Raw genomic sequence first — 19,400 nt, forward strand, 5'->3', positions numbered from 1 at the left:
GGGCTGGCAGACACCGCCGAGCTTGCCCGGGACACGCTCGAGCGTTTGCGCGGCCAAGATGCCGCGCGTGGATTTGCGGCGATTAGGGCCGGCTGCGCGCGCCGGCACCACGACTGATTGGCCGCTCGCAGGCGATGACTCCAGCACCTGCGCGCGTCGCAACTTCTTGCGCAGAACGGCTCGGCCTGCGCCGTCAGCCCCATGGACCTGAAATACATTCTTCGCCAGATCGAGCCCGACCGTGATAATCTTAGACATGACCGCTCCCCTTTGTGGATCATTACAGACCCACCCTGGCACACAGATGCCGTCGGGGGGCGGTCAGATCATCAAAGCCCAGTTGCCTCATCGATAGAGAGGCCCGGCTATCCTCCCGCCAAGCCTACTATCCCACAATTTTCCGCCACGGCTAGATAGCGACTATGAACTAGAGTTCTCCCAAATTGAAGAGCTTCGCCCAGGCAAAGTCGTTCCAACAAAATCAAAAAAAGACTGAAGGATAGAGTTGTCTTGGTTCTCGGACGTGCATTTTTCGTAACTGAATACAGTTACTTTCTTGAAGGCACTTCGGAATACGTCAAGTTGCTTATCGTAATCAACCAAAACTGAGTAGGCCTTATCAAAACCTTGCCGGTTGTCATCCCAAACGCCAGTTTTGACAAGCTCATGGCGAAGAGATCTCAAAAAGCTATCGGAGTTCCTGAAGTAGAGAAGTACTTCAGTACCTACCTCGGGAAACATACCGCTAAGCCTATTAAGATAAACCAGTCTTTTCTCCCAATAATTAGAGATACGGGAATATTCTTGCCACGCCCTTCCGCCATCGATATGGCGGTATATAGGCTCAGCACTGAAGACTATCGTATCCACATTTCGGCGAGCGTTCAAAACGGAAGCCTCTGCAAAATCCCGCGCCTTTTCCAAACTATGGAGGTCATCGCCAGTCACATCGTGCGAAAACCGATGATGCGTGTAGGGATATAAGGTTGAGCTAGGATAGCTAACACCATTCCTGAGAAGGTGGCCTCGGTTTAGCTCGAGCGCCTTTTGGATACTTGTTGTGCCAGTTTTATGCGTGCCTGCGTGTATTATTATTCTCAAGTTTCTTCACCAACGGCAGGAATTGCATTAGGTAGTATCAAAGACGTATCAGAGCATGGACGACTGTGCTGAAAGATCAATTGTACCGACGGGAGGCCGCGAGACGTCTCTGCCGTCAGCTTGATTGTCTCTAGCACGTCGTTGCTGCCAAGGACGCTTTTCCTAACGAGCATCAGAAATCTCATCCTCTCAAGCTGGTTGCTGAATTCTATCACGATAGCGTAGATGGAGGGCATCGAAGTGCAAGATTGGATGAAGAATGCGGTTCGGCGAACAAGTCAAGTTGATCAAGCGGACTGGAGAGGTCCATGGACGCTGGTACCTCGAGACGTATCCAGACGTTGCTGCAGTAGGAATGGATCCTGCGGCGCACTACCTACGCTACGGTGCCGCGATGGGGCGCAATCCAGGCAAGCACTTCGACACTTCATTTTACCTTGAGTCACATCCTGACGCAGCCGCAAGCGGCCTAAACGCATTGGTACATTATGCGCTATACGGTCAGGCTCTCCGCTATGCAAAATCAGGGTTCAAGAGAAGCAAAGATCTTCGGCGTGTCGCGCGGCTACGGACGTCACTTCTATCTCTTGGATTCACCGATGCGCCTCTAGTAGATTTGGCGGTCTTAGCGGCTGAATCGACTGATGCGCTTGCTCGGGCGCACGCCACCAGGGAACTTGCTCTGTGGTTTATGAGAGAAAAGTCAGAGGTTGGATACCAGAAAGCGCTCTCCCTCTTGCCCGCAGCGCGTCGAGATGCCCCTGACCTGGACTTCCGGCGGAAGCTGGCGACAACGGAAGTTCTTTGTCACGTTTTTTTAGGTAACAAATCACATGCAAGAGTTGCGTTTGACACTGCGCGAGCTCGCGGCGAAATCAGTCCAGATCTTCTTCTTGCTGTATCAAATCTTGCTGACGAGCCACAAGAGAAGCTTCGCTACGTCAACCGTGCATTGGAGCTCTCCGAAGTAGAACCCATAGCGCTGATCCCAGACCATGGCCGCCCATTATACGATCGAATGACGGCTGCGAGAACCCTTAGATCGGTCGATGATGGTCCGCTGGTTACGGTTCTGATCGCAGCCTACGACGCTGCCGAGACATTGCCCACTGCGCTGCGATCGCTACAGGAGCAGACGTGGAGAAATCTCGAGATTATCGTCTTAGATGATTGCTCTCCAGATGCCGATACGATCCGCGTCGCGCAGTCTTATGCCGCAGGGGATGATCGGATACGCGTCTTACAGATGGATCGCAACGGCGGAGCCTATGTCGCAAGAAATCGCGGCCTGGATGAGGCTCGGGGAGTCTATGTCACGCTTCACGACGCGGACGATTGGTCGCATCCTATGAAAATCGAAACCCAAGTCCGCTTTATGGAGGCGAATTTGAGGGTCATGGGTAGCACAACCATGCAGGCAAGAGCATTTTCCGATCTAAGCTTCACTCGTTGGACCGGCGGGGGAAACTTTATAAATGCAAACATCTCATCCTTTATGTTCCGCCGTCAGCCAATCAAAGACCGCCTTGGCTACTGGGATACAGTTAGGTTTTCCGGTGACAGTGAGCTCATACGACGAATTCGAGAGCGTTTTGGTGCGGAATCTGTTGTTAACATTCCAGGAGGACCGCTTTCTTTCCAGCGAGACTCCAATACATCCATCGTTGCTGACGCAGTGCTGGGCATGAACGGCTTCTATTTTGGCGCGCGAAGGGAGTATCTACACGCGCAAAACCATTATAGAGCGAAATCTGACTGCGAGTTGAAATACGATGGAGATCAGTCCAAGCGCCCATTTTTGGTTCCAAATTCAATGCTGCCGGCACGATTAAATAAAGATGCAGCGCATCGGAATATGAAGGTCGTTGTGGCCGCCGATCTACGAGGGCCCGCGCAGAAATTGACGCCAACATTGAAAATACTAGACGCAGCATCAAAAGACAACGAAGCGCACGCCTACTTCGAGATATTTGAGTACAATCCCTCTCATGATAGCGTAGAAAGAATGGCTTTTTTTGCCCGGGACGCTCTGAGTTTGCGCAAAGTACCTATTCTTACGTTTGGCGAGCAGGTTACTACCGACACACTTGTCGTGCTTGGTGTGGAGTGCCTATTACATAGATTACGCTATCTTCCCAGTATCCATCCAAAAGAAGTTATTATCTGCTGCGAATCAAGCCTGGATGATCACATGTCAACCATTGGTTTTCGCGATCAAGCGACGCAGGCGATATCGAATGCCACCTCATGGTTCGGTACAGAAGCTGTGGTGCTGCAAGACGGAGAAAATCGGAAATTTAATGCTGCAGACATCAAGTCTTGGGGGTTCGATAAAACGATCGCCTTGATTGATGCTAGTAATACGGTTCACGCCGCCGAACCAGAATCGGGCTCACTATGCGAAACCAAAAGAAGTAGTTAAAACTGCTCGTCGTACACCAAGGCGAATATCAACAGGTTGGAAAATGCATCATGATGCTAGAAGAGATTCGTTATCGAAATGGCTTTCTGTTCACACAGGAGCACTCGATAGAGGCTAAGACGCCTTCGGGTTGGAATATGATTTCGCCCGCGGGAGCCAGGCTCTTCTATCATCCGTCAGCCAAAGTCACTGCTCGTACCAACGCCTCTTCCACAGTGGTTCTTATTGGACATTGCTTCAACCCGAAAGCGGCGCATTTCGGTTCGAGCGAGATAGCCGAATCTATTTTAAAGGTAGCAAGCCAAAGGCTCCAGCTGCTTAATTTGTTAGATGAACTAGCTGGGCGCTTTGCGTTGCTCGTCTGCAACAATTGCACGTGGGAAATCTTCCATGACGCAATCGGATCACGATCCGTCTTCTACCACAAGTCAGAACGGGTTATTTCCTCCCACGCCGGGCTCATCGCGGATTGTCTTGGTCTGCGCTACGGGGACTATTTCATTCCATTCCTGACGTCCAAAAACTATCAGGAGAAGGATGTTAAGTACCTTCCTGGCAACTGGACGCCATTCGATGAGATACGCCAGCTTACACCCAATACATCCATCACTACGCTAAGAATGGAGGTGCGGCGTTATTGGCCTCGTGAACAGCTCAGTAGCACCTCTTCAATTAATGAGGCTGCCGAACAGCTCACGGAGCATTTGGCGGCGCTGAAACATTTCTTGAAGGACCAAGAAAGCCATGTTTTTATGGGCTTGACCGGTGGCAATGATAGTCGGGGTTTGTATGCTGCCTTACATGACCTCAAACCGGAACTTTTCACGTGGGTCCGCAGCAAAGATGGAACTCAGTCGAAATCGGAGGACTCCGAAGCAGCTAAGGCTATTGCCGATCTTTACGGGCAAAATGTCCATATTTGGCAGTTAAGTTCACCAAGGTTGAACGTTGTCGGAGATAACTTATCTGTGGCGTTTAGAGAGGCCACGGCATGTTATCGCGGGCCAACCTCTGCATGGCTAAAGCCAATGGTAGCTTTAAATAAGGACTACGATAATTCAATTTTCGTTAGGGGTTTTGGAGGGGAGATACTTAGGGGGTTTTATCAAGACAGTTCTCATCGTATCCGCGAAGGGTCGGCCGCTGAACTTTCCCGCACATACGATATTAATGGCGGGTCAGACCTTACTAGAACGGCGTTCTCTGAGTTTATAGACACCACCTCATTTGATAGAGAGTTCTTTTTGGGTCGGGATGTAAATGACATGTTCTACTGGGAGCACAGGATGGGTACTTGGGGCAGCGTAGCCATGTCGGAAGCAGACATTGCAATAATCGGAATAACTGGATACAATTCACGACTGCTCTTTGATACTTTTTTGGGTATGGATTACGAATTGCGTAAATCGCGAGAGGCAACTGCATTGAGTGCTCACTCATTGGCGCCCGGCTTACAACAAATCCCTGTGGTTTAGATAGAGGTAGGAATGGAGGAGGGGTGAAAACAACACCCCCTCCCATTCGCAGAAAAAATACCCAAAGATATTGTGGTAACGATCAGTTCCATGCCGCTGAAGTCTTCACTGATTAATTATAACTCACCGAACTAGCTGTAATCGCGCCCCAAACAGGTTCTTTATTTCAGGGATAGAAGCGCAGTCTTTATGCGGCGTATCGGGGCGGTTATGCGCCAAGACGTGCTTGATTTGATTTCTCGTAGTTGAATTTGCGCAGCATTCAGATTTCTGCGCATCTTCAGCAGCTCTTGTTCTCTTTCATCTAACAAGCGATCGGCTTCCTGAAGCTCGGAGCAATCTGCTTTCAATGCATTTTTCTCTTCCAAGAATCTTGTTAGTTGTTCTAGTTCCTGAGTCCGCTGCGCGGCAAGATCCTGCGCAGAGGTCAAGTTCTTTTCTAAGTTGTCAATTTTTTCTGCTAGGTTTTGTATTGCTTTGTCAGATTCGATCTGTCGGCGAAGTGAGGCATCGTCCACGCCGCCGGCTCTGGCGCCTTGTTGCTCTAGTTCTGAGGCATCTGCTGCTCGATCAATCACTTCAGCCTCCATTCGCTTTTTGTCTCGTTTTTGTTTCGCATCTGCAGCCCTGCCAGTCCGGTGCTGCTGATAGATCGTTAGATCATGGCAGCTCGTCAAGTAGTTGGTGCCGTTCGTTCTTATTGTCTGAACTCTAAGAATGACAGAGCATTTGCGCATCTCAGTACGCTTGCCACGGCGCTGTTGTACAAAGCCTCTGATGGCCGAGGTTGTTCCCCCTTCCCCGAACAGATTCATCTCACTGTTTCTGTGATATGGATGCCAAGTGCGGCGTAGCCGGTCATGACGGCAATTCGGATCTGGACCTCCGGCACCTGTCGGTCCATGAGGCGCTGCCGGAGCAGTTTCATGCAGTGCATCTTCATTTCGACACGGCTTCGTCGATGGTCTCCGCTCCATTTTCGCCAGATCGCAGTGGTCTGCCCCCTGAAAAGTGGTCCTCCCTAAGGTATGGCTTTTGAGCCATTTGGAGGATGCAGGAATGCCCCAGAAAAAGCACAAGCCGGAGGAGATCGTCGCCAAGCTCCGGCAGGTTGACGTGTTGGTGTCGCAAGGCCAGTCGGTGGCCGAAGCCGTTCGGTCGATCAGCGTGACGCAGTTCACCTACTATCGGTGGCGCAAGGAGTTCGGTGGGCTGAAAACCGACCAAGTGAAGCGATTGAAGGAGCTGGAGAAGGAGAATGAGCGGCTCCGGAAGGCCGTCTCTGACCTGACGCTCGAGAAGCTCATCCTTCGGGGTGAGGCCCATGGGCCGAACGCATCGGGAAACTTCTGAGCCCCGCCCGCCGCCGTGCTTGCATCGAGCATGTCAGGCAGAAGTTCCGGATCTCGGAACGGCTCGCCTGTCGCGTGCTCGGGCAGCATCGCTCGACACAGCGGAAAGTGCCGAGCGGACGGGCCGATAAAGGCGCCCTGACGGCCGACATCATCGCGCTCGCCTCGCAATATGGGCGCTACGGATACTGCCGGAGTTGCCGGTGGTTGTGCCACTGGTCCGAGCGAACACCGGCGACGCCCTTCTGCGCGAGGCCGGTTGGGCGGTGAACGTGAAACGGGTCGAGGGGTCGGACGCATGCGTCCGACGGCGGCGGGAGGGGCTGAAGGTGCCACAAAAGCAACCAAAGAAGGGTCGGCTCTGGCTGAACGACGGGTCATGCATCCGTCTGCGGCCAGAGCGTTCGAACCATGTCTGGTCCTGCGACTTCGTCGAAGCCCGGACCCACGATGGAAGGAAGTTCCGCATGCTCAATCCCATAGACGAAAGTTCAGCCGGGAGTACCTGGCAATCCGGGTCGACCAGAGGCTCCGATCGACCGACGTCATCGACGTCTTGTCCGATCCCTTCATCCTGCGCGGCGTGCCGGATCATATACGGTCCGACAATGGCCTGGAGTTCATCGCCAAGGCGGTACGGGAATGGATCGTCGCCGTCGGCGCGAAGACCGCCTCCATCGAGTCGGGATCTCCTTGGGAAAACGGTTACTGTGAGAGCCTCAATTCCAAGCTCCGCGACGAGCTGCTGAACGGGGAGATCTTCTACAGCCTCGCTGAGGCGAAGATTATCATCGAGAGCTGGCGCCGCCATTACAACACCAAGCGCCCACACTCATCACTGGGGTATCGCCCGCCAGCTCCCGAGGCCATCCAGTGGCCGGCTTCGCCATCCGGAGCCGCTTCGCCGGCCACCCCAGCCATAACGCCAAGACCCGTAATGCACTAAGACTGAAACCGGACCACCCGATAGGGGCAGGCCAGAACGGCCGAGATATTTCGACTCCCGCAGGGTCTCGTTGCTGGCGACTGCTCCAGCGATGACGGTCTTCCACGGCTTCGCGTTCTTGCGGGGCGGGATGACGGTGTGGGCGCCGCGGTCAGTAATCGCATCATGGCACTTGCGAGTATCATTGGCGCCGTTAGCGGTGACGCTGCCGATCTCTTCGCCTGCGGGGATCTGGCTGAGCAGGTCGGGCAGGACGTTCGCGGCACGCTGACCTAGAACGCCGCATCACCGCCCCTAGCAACGCCGCCTCCAGTAACCTCGGGGCTAATGTTGCGGGTCTGGCGGAATGCGGCGCCGCAATGCAAAACTGGGCTACCTCAGCCCAATGGAGTTTGAGGCACGCGCCATGCTAGCTTAACCTGCTGTCCAGAAAACCGGCAGCAGTTCAAGATAGCGAAGCACGACTTGGATATCTCGGCTGCGAGCCTAGACCTTCGGACCTGCGTGTTCTTTTGGTCTGCGGCGCTCCTTCATTCGAAAAGTCACGTCACCCTTCGGATTGTCTTCGTGCTGACCCGAAAGAGCTGAGCGATCTCCGGCAAGGGACGCTGTTCTTCATCCCGCATCCGCTTCACCTCGACCCTCTGGGCAGATGACAAGGCAGGAGGACGACCTCCCACCCGACCTCGTTTCCTTGCGGCTGCCAGGCCCTCCCGGGTTCGCTCCGAGATCCGCTCCCGCTCGAACTGGGCGATCGAGGCGAAGACATGGAAGATCAGCCGTCCGGCTGGCGTGGTCGTGTCGATGTCTTCCGCCAGGGAACGAAAGCCCGCCCCGCGCGCCTTGATTTGGTCGACGAGTTCCAAGAGGTCCTTCAGGCTGCGCGCCAGCCGGTCATACTTGGTGACAACGATCACATCGCCAATCCGAAGCTGCCTCAGCAGCTCATCCAGTGCAGGACGGGTTCGCACCGTGCCGGAGATGGCGTCTGCGAAGATCCGCTCTGCCCCGGCTGCAGCCAACGCATCGCGCTGGCTGTCCAGGTTCTGATCCACAGTCGACACCCGGGCATAGCCAAGGATCATTCGAGCACCTCCAAGAGCCTCTGCCAGTTCTGACGCCCACCGAGGATGCGTAGGACATCGAGGTGGTCGCCCATGGTGCGGTAGACGATGAGATGAGAGCCGGAAGGATGAACTCGGCGCGCTCTCGGGCGAGCTCAGGCATTGCACAGAGAAGGTCAAACACTGCCGTGATCCCGTCGATGTATCGGTCCGCCTGCTCTAGTGACCACTCCGCTACTCCGTACAGCCAGATGTCTTCCATGTCGGCCTTAGCCCGGGGAGCAAGTCTCAACGTATACCTAAAGTCATTCCCCATGCTTGCTGCGCATCCCAGCCTTGAATGCTGTCGCATCAAAGGGACGTGGCTCACCGCTTTGGAAGCCTTCCGTGATGACCGCTTGGAGCTGCTCTAGCGCCTGGCTGCGCTCCTGATCCCGTCTTATCAGGTGTCGGACATAGTCGCTGGCGTTGCTGAAGCTACCTCCGCGTGCCCGTTCCTCAACCCAAGCCTTCATTGGATCGGGTATCGAGACATTCATCGTGGCCATCTGCTCCTCCACTGGATCTGGATCGAGCAATGATGGCAATCTTTGCCAACCCTGTCCAGTCTGGATGGACATAACTGTGACAAAACTAGAGCCGTATTGGGAGGGGATTTTTTCCCAGCTAAGTGGCTGAGGCTTCATGACCTAGATCTATCAGGCCAGAAACGACCGTTTTTGCCCAGGAAATATTGGCGATCTTGAGGCGATGGCGCTTGGCACTGAACATGCGTCTATGTACGATTTTGGCTATGACATTTGACCTGAAGAATGCCCTTAGTCTTCCTGACATTCATCATTCTGTAGCTAAACACGACGAGGTGATGAACCGCTTCGGACCGCTCTTCCGCGAGCCGGCTAGACTTCAAGCAGCATCCATCAACGTCACTTGCCCTCGGCAAAACTGTTGGGGGCGTTGCCGTACAAAAGTCAGCTGACTTGCTCTCGCGCCAGCATGATCTCGAATTCCACCGTCGAGCTCTCCTCGATGCCGACAACCCAAATATTGTTCTCGGCCTTGCCACCACCTTTGACCGCGACCACGCGTCCTACCATCTCACTCCAGAGATATTTGCGCGCTTTCAGATATGCTTGATGCGCCTTCTGCCGCACGGGTACGCAGGGTAGAAGGGCTGCATTTTCACACAAATTTTCGAGCACCTTCGCACTACCGCCGAACAGCAGACAGGGTTCTTCCGCCCCGTTCTGCCATAGAACATTTCCAGCGTCGGGCCGAAACAGCCCATGACGCCCAAGCCCTGGCTGGTCAGGAGACACCACGAACGTGTACTTGATCAAGGCAGTCCGCCCATCAGGAAAAATGAAGGGTTCACGATCATCCACTTGCATGTTCAAAGCGCCTCCTGTTCGAGCATGGCATCCAGCTCAACTCTATTCTTCGGCTCAGCGACGACCAATTGCCGCGCTTTCTCATAGGCAAGCATCAGCGATTCAGAGGCACCTTCTTCTGGATGGCAACCACAACGCTCAATGACATCGCAGTAGTATCGATATCCGTCCCAACCCTCCTTGCCGCTGATGCTCTCAAGGGCCAAGCGGATCAAGGATACACTCAGCACAGGACCCGACATCCGGGAGAATTCAGCAGCATCGATAGGACTGCGCTTCCGAAGTTCAGCGGTGATCTCTTGCAAGCTTTTCATGTAGTTTTCCTTCCGTTTTTAGCGCTCTCTGTCGCGATCCTGACCCTGTCCACGCGCTTGGCCCGCATCACGCGAACGCCCGAAAATATTATCCCGCCGCCCTTGGTTACGGCTCTCAGCGCCACGGGCCGCAATGTCTCGCTCTACCGCAGGAACATCCCGCGCCTGCCCGGCGTTACGTGCCCGCCCAAGGATGGCATCCCGCCGATCTCGGTCTGGATCGTCGGGCGCAACCCTCTCACGCCCGATGTCCAGCGCTTGCACCTCAGGCCGATGAACGTCGCGCCCCAACACCGCCGCCCGGCGCTCATCCATGTTGCCCCGGTCGGCACCTACCTGCGGCCTCTCGACCTCACCCATAACCCTCTCCTTGATCCGTGACATCGCCGCCTCGACGCGGCCCCAAAGCTGATCCAGCCGCTCGCGTGCAGTGGCAATGAAGGCGCGCCCCCGCTCCATCAGCTCAAGCCGCAATTCCAACTGCCGCCAGCCCAGCTCCTGGCGTTGTGCATTGCGGGCCTGAGCCGCGCGGAAAGCCTCGCCGCGCTCCGTGACAATCCCGCGCTTTTCCTGAGCATTGGCCGATGGCCCAATTTTTGGCTCAGGCTCGCGGGTGAGCTCCACCACCTTCTTCTCGTGTTCAAGCGCAAGCTCCTCCTGTCCGCCCCCCCGCGCGCGCTCGACCTGTTGCTCGGCTTCGGCGCGCTGAACCTCAAGGGACCGGTGGTCGATCCGCTCTGACCGACCGGCCCGCTCAAAGGCCGTGTTCGCATCTCGCGCCCAGGCCTCGCGCCAGCCCATCAGCAGATCCGGCGCATTCCAGCCGCGGTCCTTCTTCCCGAAGCCATCGCCGGTCAGCTCCCGCATGGTCAGCATGACATGCGCATGAGGCTGCCCATGGCCATCACGGGCCTTACCCTCGTGAATGGCCACATCCGCGATCATGCCGCGATCAACAAATTCACGCTGAACAAAACCGCGCAACAGATCCAGGCGCTCGCCCCGATCAAGCTCACGGGGAAGGGCTACTTCGATCTCGCGGGCAAGCTGCGCATCACGGCGCTTCTCGACCGCCTCGACCGCATTCCAGAGCTGGTCGCGATCGCGCATCCAGTCAGGTGCATTCTCGGGGGCCATGATCTCAGAATGCACGACACCGCCCTTGCGGCTGTAGTCGTGCTCCGTGCCCTGGCGATCATCCCGCAGTCGTCCCGCCGAACGGTAGGCGGCCGCCGCGACGGAAGACCGGCCACCCGCCCGGCTGATCACCTTTGCGCTGAGATGATAGATCGCCACGTCTCGGTCTCTTTCCAAACAGGGTCCAGCGCCTGCAGCGCTGGTCGGGAGCGCGAGGGTCGAGACCCTCGTCAGGCGGCATTGCCGCCTTGGGGGAAGCCGTCCGGCGCGGGGCGAAGCCCCATGAGGACGCGCACGTTGTCGAAGACAACGTATAAGCGCGCATTTAGATCTTTTCAATCTTCTTTCTTCTTCTTAGGGTTGACTAACTGCCACAGGGTTCCCCATGTCCCAGAGCCAACTAACCGACGACCGGATCAAAGAACTGACCGCCAAGAAAGCCCAACTCGACGCTCAGATCGCAGCGCTCGATGCCCGGCGACGTCACTCTCAAAAGAAGGACGAAGACCGCCTCAAATGGCTTCTAGGCACTTTGGTCTTCGACCGTTTGAGCGCCGAACCCGCTCTTCGGAGCATCGTGTTGCGCGATCTGCCAGACCGCCTCACCCAACGGGACCGTAACCGGGGGCTCTGGCAGATTCTGTTTCCTGACCCGCAAGAGGACTAGTCATGAGCTTTGTTCTGGAAGCCCGCCACTGGGTGATCATGATCGGCGCTGTGATCCTGGCCGCTGCCGCCCTGATCCTCGCCCCGCAAGCGGTCGCGATTTACCCGGTGACCACCTATGCCTTCCCGATCATCGCCGTGGCCACCATCCTCGACACCCTCGGGACAGCTGCAGAGCGCCTGAGATGGCCCCTGAAGTTCCTCGCATGGCTCTGCCTGTGCGCAGCCGCCCTTACCGCCTTGTGGCCCCTCAGAGGGCCGCTCAGCGACATGCTGGCGACAGTCCAAGCATGGACAGGCGCTGGCCGGCCTCTCCCCCGTGCAATCTGGGAAGGCCTGAAGGGGCTGAACCGATATTCAGAGCCTCAGCAACAGGCCATGGCAATCTCCTTTGGGCTTGGAGCCTTTGGGGTAGCCTTCGCTCTCAGCGCTCCGCTGGCGGCGATTTTCAATCCGCGTATTGGGCGTAACCGCAAATCCCGCACCGGCCCGTGGCAGGCGGGATGGATGGAGCCGCGCGACATTGCTCAGCTTGTGCGCAACAAGACCGGCCTGCCCCTCGCCCTGCACAAGGGTAAGCTCCTGCGCTACGTCAAGAACGATGCGAAGGGATGGCGTGGTGGTCATCACCTCGTCGTCTCCGGCACACGCGGCGGCAAGGGCGTTAGCGCCGTGATCCCGGCGATCCTCGATCACCAGGGGCCGGTCGTCGTCCTTGACATCAAAGGCGAGAATTTCGCCGTTACGCGCCGCCACCGCGAAGAGCTCGGGCGCAAGGTGGCGGTCCTCAACCCCTTCGGCCTCGTCGAGGACGGACAGGATCAGTTCAACCCGCTCGACTACATCCGGCCCCACGAGTTAGCGCGAGACGTGGCCCTGGTTGCGGACGGCCTGGTCAAACCGGAACAAGGCGACGGTGCGCATTTCTCGGAAATGGCCCGCCAGCTGGTCGCGGCGGCGATCGAAGTAATCGTGACGCAAGAAGAACCGAACCGGCGCAACCTGATCGCCGTCGCCGATCTGCTTCTGTCAGCAAACCTCGACGGCACGCTTGAGGCCTGGGCTGAAAATGGTGATCTTGTCGGTCACCGCCCTGCCCAGACTGCCGCAACCATTCTGCGCGCAGGTGACCGAGAACGTGGGTCGATTCAGACAGCGGTCTCAAAAGCTTTTGAGTGGATGCAGTCCGACAACATGCGCCACTTCCTGGCCGAGTCCAGCTTCCGCATGGATGATCTTCTCGATGATCGGGTCGATCTCTTTATTGCGGTGCCGCTCGACCAGGTGGATAAGCAAGCGATCTTCATGCGCCTGTTTATCAATCTCGTCCTAGGCACCGTCGTGCGCCAGGACGGGCGGCGTAAGGTCAAGGCTCCAATCCTTCTGGCTCTCGATGAATTTGTGCGGATGGGCCGCATGGAGCAGATCATGAACATTGCTAACGTCGCCGCAGGGGCCGGTGTCGAAGCACTGTTTGTCACCCAAGACACGGGCCAGGTCGAAAAGGCCTATGGGCCGAATGATGCCCGCTCGATCTTCGGCTCCTGCATCACCAAGCGCGTCTTTAACCTCAACGACATCGAAACCGCCGAATGGGCTGCGCGCCACTTTGGGGAAAGCACTGTCTATTCTCAGCAAATTCGAGAGGGCAAGGCCCCGAACGAGGGTCGGGATTTTTCTTACTCGGAGCAGCGTCAGAAGCTCATGACGGCGGAGCAGATCACCAACATGAAGGCTGACGATCTCTTGTTGCTGGTGGGTAACCGGAGCCCGCTCAAGGCGAAGCAGAACCTGTATTTCAAGAGCAAGACCTACCGCGGAAGATTCGATCAGAACCCGCTGAACTGAGCATTTTTCAAGTTATCCACAGGCCGGCAGTGTTAAAGATGTGTTAAAGATGTGTTAAGCAAAAAAAATGACCCTTAAGAGATTGATAAGGAATTAGTATTTTAATACCACCGTGTGTGAAAGTACGAAAGAACGTGTGTGAAAGTACGAAAGAACGTGTGTGAAAGTACGAAAGCTCTGTGCCTGTGTGTGAAAGTACGAATCATCGTGACTTCTCACTCATTCAGTCTTACTGTGTGTGAAAGTACGAAAGGATTTTGCTTTGTCTGACGAGAGCGCGATTAACCGCTCCCCCCTTCTGCCTGACAGGTATCCGCAAGGTGATTTCTTCGTCTGCGATATCTTTGATGCTGTTCCGAAGGCTGACATGGCCTCGATGGAACATCCAATATTTTCGCTTTCGACCAAGCCGGATACGCGCGTTCGTGAGTACGAGCACAACGGCATCAAGATTGCGATCAAGCCTTCCGTGGATGGGCTAGCGACGGTCCATGACAGGGATATTTTGATCTACTGCATCAGTCAGCTCATGACAGCTATCAATGAGGGCAAGGGGGTGTCGCAAGCGGTTCGCTTCCGGGCGTTCGACATGCTTGTGGCAACCAACCGGAACACAGCTGGTTCGGGGTATGCTCAGCTGAAAGCAGCTTTAGAGCGGCTGGCTGGTACGCGGATCAGTACCAATATTATAACGGGCGGTCAGGAAGTGTTCCGGACATTTGGGCTGATCGAAAGCGCCGAGGTTGTCCGGGAAACGCGTGACGGGCGGATGCAGGAAGTCGAGGTCAAGCTTTCGGACTGGGTGTTCAATGCGATCCGGTCCAAGGAAGTGCTGACTCTTCATCGCGATTATTTCCGTCTCCGAAAACCTCTCGAACGCCGAATTTATGAGATTGCCCGCAAGCATTGTGGCGCTCAAAAGGAATGGCGGATTGGCCTGTCACTTCTTCAGAAGAAATGCGGCTCAAACTCCACGCTGCGCGAGTTCCGGCGCCTGGTTATGAACATTATCCGCGAAGACCAGTCGCACGACCATATGCCCGACTATTCCATAGAAATGGACGAGCAAGAGGACACGGTTCTTTTCACGAACCGGCAGAACGTCAAAGCGGTCCTTCCGCAAGCTGTAGCACCGCAACTTGATTCTGATGTCTACGAGACCGCGCGCATGCTCGCGCCCGGCCATGATGTTCACTACCTTGAACGGGAATGGCGGCAGTGGCTGCCCGAAACACCGCGCAATCCTGAAGCAGCGTTCCTGGGCTTCTGCCGGAAGTGGATGCAGAACAAAAAAAATACCGGATAATCTTAAATACCGGATTTTTCTTTATATAACTTCCAGGCCTCTTCGATGATGACTCCTTGCTGAACGCCCCTGCGTCTCGCCTCGTGGGCAATTTCTTCTGAAATTCCGGGCATAACCTTTGCATGCACCTGGCCGGTGCGGGGACTTGGCTTCCGTCCGCGCTTCTTCTGAGGCTCACGCGCAACAAAGCCCAGCTCTTCACCTGCCCTGTCGGTCTTCTCAACAGCCTGCGCACTTCTGTCTTTTTCGCGTGTCTTCAGACGGCCAAGGTCGATGTTGAATGGCTTGCCAGTCATTCTCCCCCCTCCCCGGCCAGTCGTTGATAGACCGCCTGCGCAAACTGCGCTGCGTTCTCGATAGCGCCCTCCATGTTGCCTTGCGCAGGCATGGTATGCAGGTCGCCTCCGAACTCAAAAAGCGCTGAGAAGGCTGCACGTTCCATCAGCGGGGGGTTGATCAAATCCACCCCCTGCTCTGCCAGTGATCCGGCGATTCCGCTGTGCTGCTTGGACCTGATGGCCTTCGTCATAGTGAAGACGACAGCATGCCGGATCTTCCGGTTCAGCGCCTCTTCCTCTTCCGAAATGAGTTGCAGGGCGCGGACACCGATCGTTGCGTCCAGAGTAGTGGCACGCATTGGCGTTATGACAAGATCGGCCTGCGAAATCGCGCGGGAAACAAGTCGGGATGCCACCCCTTCTAAGTCAACAATCACTATCTGGCCGTCAGTATCGTGTCGCTTGATGGTTTTCACGATGTCGGATTCTCTGACGCTCGACAAAACACTGATCCGATCGGGCAGCGGCCCACGGTCTGCCCATAAAGTCAAAGACTGGTTCGGGTCGCAGTCCAGCATGACAATGTTTGCGCCTGCGTGAGCAAGTTCTGTCCCCAGGAGAACCGCCGTTGTGGACTTCCCGGCCCCGCCCTTGGGAGACGCTATGACGACTGTGGGCATGGATGTCCTCAAGTTATCTGGTATCTATATTAACCGGATAACACGAATAATCCGATTATTCAATAAGAACCTGAGTAATTTAAGGGCGGCAAGGAAGGGTGGGTGATTTGACCTGGCACGGCTCACTACGCTTGGAGTACGCATCAGACGATGATGTAATCGCAAATAATAACAGATGATTACAATGGAGCACACCATGCCACAGCGCGCGACATCCGAACCAATCACGATCCGCACAACCAAGGTGACCGAGATCGACGCTTTGGCGGGCGCGATGGACCGTTCGCGCAACTACATCGTCAATCAGGCGACTTAGCAGTATCTTGAAGCCAACACTTGGCAGATGGAACGGATCAGAGACAGTATCGCCGCCACCCGAGAAGGCAAGGCAGCTCCTGCGGGCGAGGTCTTTGCCGGGATCGCAGTAAAGTATGGCTGGTCAGGTTGAAGCAGCTGGTCATTGCTGAACCTGCAGTCCGCGATCTTGAAAGAATCGTGGACTACATCGCTCTGGACAATCCGGTAGCCGCTGAGAGGGCGTATTGGGAGTCGTGAGTGCGGCAGAGAAACTGCCTGAGTTTCCGGCCCTAGGCCGCCCCGGACGGCATCCCGAGACGCGGGAACTCAGCATCGCAAACGCTATCCTCAAATCAGGCATCCCTTGGCTAACAGAGCCGGTCATCTAGACACAGCTGCTAGCGGATGACAGACCCCGGCCTTTCCCCTATTAAGCCTTGGAACGCCCATGGCCCCAGCAAGCGACGAAGATGCAGGACAATCTCTTTCTCGGCCCCGACGCGGACGTGCGGTTCACCCTCCAGAACCTGCGCGCCCATGAGGCAAGCGGCGCCATCGGCGCGGATCGCACGCACATCCTGAACGGCATTTCCTTCGGCTACAGCGCGAACGGGCGGATCAAGGGGAAATATCGCAGCACGCCGAGTAACATGCTGGCGCTGAGCCTGACCTGCGGATCGCGCAGCGCCCCGGCTTGGCAATGCCTGACGATCACCTTAGGACCCATGGATCTGGGCGCCGCCGCCGCGGTCGGTTTGGTGGTTCGCAGCACAGCCCCGCAATCTACGCTGTCTCGCTTCACCCTGCGCTCGGGGCGGGGTGGCGATTTCGTCGACCAGCCGTTCCGAAAGTCACTGGTTTCCTTTGCATCGCCCTCCACCCACTTGGACGTGATCGAGATTGACACGGCACCGGACCTGCCGCGCCAGGCCGAGTGGCGCGACCTGATCCTGTTCTTTACGCCCGGCCCCCTGGAGATCGAGCTTCTCGATCTGCGCTTTTTCGCCGTCTAGCATGAGCGATCCGGCGTCTTTGGCGATCGTCATCCCGGTCTGGAACCTGCCGGACGAGTTGGGCCAGCTGCTGGATCAGATCGTCCGGATGGGAATCTTTTCGCAGATCGTGGTCGTAGACGACGCCTCGGACCCGGCCTGCAATCCGGCTCAGTTGGGCTTCACTGAAGAGCATCTCGGCGGGCGGCTGGTTTATCTCAGATTACCCGTGCAGCGCGGGGCAGGCCACGCGCGGAACGCGGGCCTTGCGGCGGTCACTGCCGAGAACGTGCTGTTCTTCGACGCAGACGATGTCCTGGCCTCTGCACTGCCCGACATCTTCCACCAGCACCTGGCCGCCGGCAGCCCCGACTTTACCATCTTTCGGCACAGCGACAGCCGCGTGCGGACCCGCGAGGGCTCTTTCGACGCCGAAGAGGTACGCTGGAGCCGCGTTCTGCGCGATCGCCCTTCGGCCCTGCTGAACTTACCCGAGGCAGCCGAGCTGTGCGGGATCAGCAGCTATCCGTGGAACAAGATCTACCGGACAGATTTCCTGCGCGAGGCCGGGATCCGGTGCTCGGAGACCCTGGTCCATAACGACATCCTTTTACATTGGCTCAGCTTCTTCAGGGCCAAGCGCATTCAGGCCGATGCCCGGATCGGCGCGACCCATGTCGTCGAGGAGCACCGCCACCACCTGTCCACGCGGCGCGGGCGGGACCGCCTGTGCCTGCGCGAGATCTTCGCCGAACTGATCGGAACCCTGCAGGCGGCCCCGCAGCGGCGCATTTACATGCGCCAGCTCATCCAGTTCACTGACGATATCTGCCGCTGGAACCTCGAGCAGATCGACGCGGACGTCGTCCCCGATTTCACGCAGATGATGCTGGAGACCTATGCGCGTTTCGGTCCCGAGGACTTTCAGCTTTTCTCTGCGTGGCAGCCGCGCCAGGCGGAAGCCCTCGTCACGTTCATGCTGGATGAGGGCGTCTGAATGTTGATCAGCTTCATCCTGACCTGCTGCGATGACGCGCCCCACATTGCCCGCTGCCTGGTATCGATCGCGGCCGTGGCGCGCCCGGGTGACGAGCTGATACTGATCGACAACGGATCGACCGACGGCACATCCGAAATGATTGACGGGCATCTCGCGCAGGCGGGGTTTCACCCCGAGGTCGCGCTGAAGCCGGTCCTTCTGGGCGCGAGAACGCCCGGCGGGATGGGCATTCCTGCCAATATCGGCCTGTCGCTGGCTGCGAAAGAGACGATCTTTTTTGTCACGGGCTGCGAATGGATCGATGCGGGCGGCTTTGCCAAGCTGCGCGGCCGGCTGGCGCTGTCGCAGGCAGATATCGCCATCGCCAATTATCAGATCTTCGACGAGGGGCTGGGAGCTTTGCGCCCTCCCCCCGACACGGACGCATGGGGCGCAATGACGCCCGGGGGTAACGACGTCGGGGCGGTGCGGCGGCATGCGCTTCGGCTGCTCGCCGCGCCGTGGCGCACCTTTTACCGCCACAGCTTCCTGCAGGGTAAAGGGCTGCGCTTCCCAGAAGGGGATCTGCCCCAAGAAGAAACCCCTTTTCACTGGGCCACATGCTTGGCCGCCCGTACGCTGGCCATTCACGACGTTACGGTTTGCCACCGCCGGGTCAGCCGCCCTGAAGCGGCGGAGGACAGCCTACAGCCGATGGCGTTCCTTACGCATTTCGCCACGATCACCGGACTGCTGCGCGGGCAGGATGAGGCCTGTCACCTGATTGCCATCGGCTGGCTTGTCGAAAACGTGGCGCATCAGCACCGATACCTGCCGCTGGACGGCCTTTACGCCTATGCACGCGAGGCCGCCGCTCAGTTGTCTAAAGTTCCCAACGTACTGTGGACCAAGGCCTTGGCTCAGGTTGATCCACGGCATCCGGCTTGGATTGTCGCTGACCGGCTGCGTTGCGGCGATGTCGGCGGCCAGCTAGCCAGCTGGGAGAACGCGCGGCTGTCGCGCAGGCTGGACCGGCTGGAAGCCGGGCTGGCAGACACCGCCGAGCTTGCCCGGGACACGCTCGAGCGTTTGCGCGGCCAAGATGCCGCGCGTGGATTTGCGGCGATTAGGGCCGGCTGCGCGCGCCGGCAC

At 57.0% G+C, this 19,400-nt stretch carries 16 protein-coding genes and 5 pseudogenes; 9 read left to right on the forward strand and 12 right to left on the reverse strand.

Features of this window, described 5'->3' with window-relative positions; genetic code table 11:
- Positions 1-258 (reverse strand): annotated as a pseudogene (locus tag ACFQDM_RS13505) (hypothetical protein); the annotation flags it as partial.
- A 1,102-nt stretch (positions 259-1,360) separates the two neighbouring features.
- Here ACFQDM_RS13505 and ACFQDM_RS13510 point away from each other — a divergent pair.
- Together ACFQDM_RS13510 and ACFQDM_RS13515 are read left to right on the forward strand one after the other, a co-directional pair.
- The gene (locus ACFQDM_RS13510; protein ID WP_377379877.1) at positions 1,361-3,523 is read left to right on the forward strand and encodes a glycosyltransferase family 2 protein; all 2,163 of its coding nucleotides are present in this window, start codon (positions 1,361-1,363) and stop codon (positions 3,521-3,523) included.
- 50 nt (positions 3,524-3,573) lie between these two features.
- Complete coding sequence (locus ACFQDM_RS13515; protein ID WP_377379879.1) at positions 3,574-4,998, forward strand: hypothetical protein; 1,425 nt, start codon at positions 3,574-3,576, stop codon at positions 4,996-4,998.
- Positions 4,999-5,159: 161 nt separating this feature from the next.
- On the opposite strand, the gene ACFQDM_RS13520 is transcribed toward ACFQDM_RS13515, so the two are convergent.
- Both ACFQDM_RS13520 and ACFQDM_RS13525 read right to left on the reverse strand, forming a co-directional pair.
- Positions 5,160-5,813 carry a hypothetical protein gene (locus ACFQDM_RS13520; RefSeq protein ID WP_377379881.1) on the reverse strand — a complete coding sequence of 218 codons (654 nt, stop codon included), beginning with the start codon at positions 5,811-5,813 and terminating at the stop codon, positions 5,160-5,162.
- Positions 5,810-5,989, reverse strand: a pseudogene (locus ACFQDM_RS13525) (IS5/IS1182 family transposase); the annotation flags it as partial. The gene ACFQDM_RS13520 and the pseudogene ACFQDM_RS13525, both read right to left, overlap by 4 nt.
- 68 nt (positions 5,990-6,057) lie before the next feature.
- Here ACFQDM_RS13525 and ACFQDM_RS13530 point away from each other — a divergent pair.
- A pseudogene (locus tag ACFQDM_RS13530) lies at positions 6,058-7,296 on the forward strand (IS3 family transposase).
- 33 nt (positions 7,297-7,329) lie between these two features.
- Here ACFQDM_RS13530 and ACFQDM_RS13535 read toward each other — a convergent pair.
- The 7 genes and pseudogenes from ACFQDM_RS13535 to mobQ all read right to left on the reverse strand — a co-directional run.
- Positions 7,330-7,557, reverse strand: a pseudogene (locus tag ACFQDM_RS13535) (transposase); the annotation flags it as partial.
- Between the two features lie 281 nt (positions 7,558-7,838).
- Positions 7,839-8,381 carry a recombinase family protein gene (locus ACFQDM_RS13540; RefSeq protein ID WP_377379883.1) on the reverse strand — a complete coding sequence of 181 codons (543 nt, stop codon included), beginning with the start codon at positions 8,379-8,381 and terminating at the stop codon, positions 7,839-7,841.
- Positions 8,382-8,505: 124 nt separating this feature from the next.
- A pseudogene (locus ACFQDM_RS13545) lies at positions 8,506-8,712 on the reverse strand (type II toxin-antitoxin system RelE/ParE family toxin); the annotation flags it as partial.
- Positions 8,666-8,908: a type II toxin-antitoxin system ParD family antitoxin gene (locus ACFQDM_RS13550; RefSeq protein WP_377379885.1), complete on the reverse strand. Its 243-nt coding sequence runs from the start codon at positions 8,906-8,908 to the stop codon at positions 8,666-8,668. The gene ACFQDM_RS13550 and the pseudogene ACFQDM_RS13545, both read right to left, overlap by 47 nt.
- Before the next feature lie 423 nt (positions 8,909-9,331).
- Positions 9,332-9,751: a hypothetical protein gene (locus ACFQDM_RS13555; RefSeq protein WP_377379887.1), complete on the reverse strand. Its 420-nt coding sequence runs from the start codon at positions 9,749-9,751 to the stop codon at positions 9,332-9,334.
- A 2-nt stretch (positions 9,752-9,753) separates the two neighbouring features.
- Complete coding sequence (locus tag ACFQDM_RS13560; protein WP_377379889.1) at positions 9,754-10,065, reverse strand: hypothetical protein; 312 nt, start codon at positions 10,063-10,065, stop codon at positions 9,754-9,756.
- A gap of 18 nt (positions 10,066-10,083) precedes the next feature.
- Complete coding sequence (gene mobQ, locus ACFQDM_RS13565; RefSeq protein WP_377379891.1) at positions 10,084-11,361, reverse strand: MobQ family relaxase; 1,278 nt, start codon at positions 11,359-11,361, stop codon at positions 10,084-10,086.
- Between the two features lie 226 nt (positions 11,362-11,587).
- Here mobQ and ACFQDM_RS13570 point away from each other — a divergent pair, with 226 nt between their 5' ends.
- The 3 genes from ACFQDM_RS13570 (at position 11,588) to ACFQDM_RS13580 (ending at position 15,022) form a co-directional block, all read left to right on the forward strand.
- Positions 11,588-11,869: a hypothetical protein gene (locus tag ACFQDM_RS13570; RefSeq protein WP_377379893.1), complete on the forward strand. Its 282-nt coding sequence runs from the start codon at positions 11,588-11,590 to the stop codon at positions 11,867-11,869.
- 2 nt (positions 11,870-11,871) lie between these two features.
- Positions 11,872-13,716: a type IV secretory system conjugative DNA transfer family protein gene (locus tag ACFQDM_RS13575; protein WP_377379895.1), complete on the forward strand. Its 1,845-nt coding sequence runs from the start codon at positions 11,872-11,874 to the stop codon at positions 13,714-13,716.
- A gap of 262 nt (positions 13,717-13,978) precedes the next feature.
- Complete coding sequence (locus ACFQDM_RS13580) at positions 13,979-15,022, forward strand: replication initiator protein A (RefSeq protein WP_377379897.1); 1,044 nt, start codon at positions 13,979-13,981, stop codon at positions 15,020-15,022.
- A 2-nt stretch (positions 15,023-15,024) separates the two neighbouring features.
- Here the strand turns inward: ACFQDM_RS13580 and ACFQDM_RS13585 are convergent, their stop codons facing one another.
- Positions 15,025-15,318, reverse strand: a complete 294-nt coding sequence (locus tag ACFQDM_RS13585; protein WP_377379899.1) for a chromosome partitioning protein ParB — start codon at positions 15,316-15,318, stop codon at positions 15,025-15,027.
- Entirely contained in the window at positions 15,315-15,980 is a 666-nt protein-coding gene (locus ACFQDM_RS13590) for a ParA family protein (RefSeq protein WP_377379901.1), read from the reverse strand. The genes ACFQDM_RS13585 and ACFQDM_RS13590 overlap by 4 nt, the downstream gene beginning before the upstream one ends.
- A gap of 767 nt (positions 15,981-16,747) precedes the next feature.
- On the opposite strand from ACFQDM_RS13590, the gene ACFQDM_RS13595 reads away from it, so the two are divergent.
- The 3 genes from ACFQDM_RS13595 to ACFQDM_RS13605 all read left to right on the forward strand — a co-directional run.
- Positions 16,748-17,290, forward strand: a complete 543-nt coding sequence (locus ACFQDM_RS13595) for a hypothetical protein (protein ID WP_377379903.1) — start codon at positions 16,748-16,750, stop codon at positions 17,288-17,290.
- Between the two features lies 1 nt (position 17,291).
- Positions 17,292-18,266: a glycosyltransferase family 2 protein gene (locus ACFQDM_RS13600; protein WP_377379905.1), complete on the forward strand. Its 975-nt coding sequence runs from the start codon at positions 17,292-17,294 to the stop codon at positions 18,264-18,266.
- Positions 18,267-19,400: glycosyltransferase family 2 protein (locus tag ACFQDM_RS13605; protein WP_377379907.1), on the forward strand; the 1,134-nt coding region annotated here is incomplete at its 3' end.

Origin of the sequence: Ponticaulis profundi (assembly GCF_042659465.1) — a bacterium.
Lineage (GTDB): Bacteria > Pseudomonadota > Alphaproteobacteria > Caulobacterales > Hyphomonadaceae > Ponticaulis > Ponticaulis profundi.

Bases quoted from the DNA above. Each gene is read 5' to 3' on its own strand.
- ACFQDM_RS13510 (WP_377379877.1), top strand. From the start codon at position 1,361: ATGCGGTTCGGCGAACAAGTCAAGTTGATCAAGCGGACTGGAGAGGTC.
- ACFQDM_RS13515 (WP_377379879.1), top strand. From the start codon at position 3,574: ATGATGCTAGAAGAGATTCGTTATCGAAATGGCTTTCTGTTCACACAG.
- ACFQDM_RS13520 (WP_377379881.1), bottom strand. From the start codon at position 5,813: ATGAATCTGTTCGGGGAAGGGGGAACAACCTCGGCCATCAGAGGCTTT.
- ACFQDM_RS13540 (WP_377379883.1), bottom strand. From the start codon at position 8,381: ATGATCCTTGGCTATGCCCGGGTGTCGACTGTGGATCAGAACCTGGAC.
- ACFQDM_RS13550 (WP_377379885.1), bottom strand. From the start codon at position 8,908: ATGGCCACGATGAATGTCTCGATACCCGATCCAATGAAGGCTTGGGTT.
- ACFQDM_RS13555 (WP_377379887.1), bottom strand. From the start codon at position 9,751: ATGCAAGTGGATGATCGTGAACCCTTCATTTTTCCTGATGGGCGGACT.
- ACFQDM_RS13560 (WP_377379889.1), bottom strand. From the start codon at position 10,065: ATGAAAAGCTTGCAAGAGATCACCGCTGAACTTCGGAAGCGCAGTCCT.
- ACFQDM_RS13570 (WP_377379893.1), top strand. From the start codon at position 11,588: ATGTCCCAGAGCCAACTAACCGACGACCGGATCAAAGAACTGACCGCC.
- ACFQDM_RS13575 (WP_377379895.1), top strand. From the start codon at position 11,872: ATGAGCTTTGTTCTGGAAGCCCGCCACTGGGTGATCATGATCGGCGCT.
- ACFQDM_RS13585 (WP_377379899.1), bottom strand. From the start codon at position 15,318: ATGACTGGCAAGCCATTCAACATCGACCTTGGCCGTCTGAAGACACGC.
- ACFQDM_RS13590 (WP_377379901.1), bottom strand. From the start codon at position 15,980: ATGCCCACAGTCGTCATAGCGTCTCCCAAGGGCGGGGCCGGGAAGTCC.
- ACFQDM_RS13595 (WP_377379903.1), top strand. From the start codon at position 16,748: ATGCAGGACAATCTCTTTCTCGGCCCCGACGCGGACGTGCGGTTCACC.
- ACFQDM_RS13600 (WP_377379905.1), top strand. From the start codon at position 17,292: ATGAGCGATCCGGCGTCTTTGGCGATCGTCATCCCGGTCTGGAACCTG.